The organism is Brachybacterium sp. JB7, from assembly GCF_003335205.1.
Taxonomy (GTDB): Bacteria; Actinomycetota; Actinomycetes; order Actinomycetales; family Dermabacteraceae; genus Brachybacterium; species Brachybacterium alimentarium.
The window spans coordinates 1-308 of the sequence record NZ_QPGN01000058.1 but is presented as its reverse complement, the minus strand read 5'-3'; the positions used below and the strand labels follow the sequence as shown (position 1 = coordinate 308).

The window sequence follows — 308 nt, the reverse complement described above, 5'->3', positions numbered from 1 at the left end:
AATGAAAACGACTTTATCTTCTTTATAACGTTCCATTGCTGGATGTCCTGATTTAATCGCATTATCCATTTTTTGAATCGTCGTAACAATTAGTTTCCGTGTAGGATCATCCATTTGTTTGAGTAACTTTTTAGTATTGAATGTCCTATCAACAGAATCTGACTCAAACTTATTAAATTCCCCTAAAGTTTGACCATCTAGGTCTTTGCGATCGACTAAGAATATCACTTTCTTAACATCTGGTTCTTGCGCTAAGATTTGACTCGCTTTAAACGATGTGAGGGTTTTACCACTCCCTGTCGTATGCC

General features: G+C 36.4%; 1 protein-coding gene. It reads right to left on the bottom strand.

Annotated elements, in window-relative coordinates; translation table 11 throughout:
- On the bottom strand, positions 1 to 308 hold a 308-nt coding region (locus CIK81_RS17925; protein WP_158542107.1), incomplete at both ends, for a DEAD/DEAH box helicase family protein.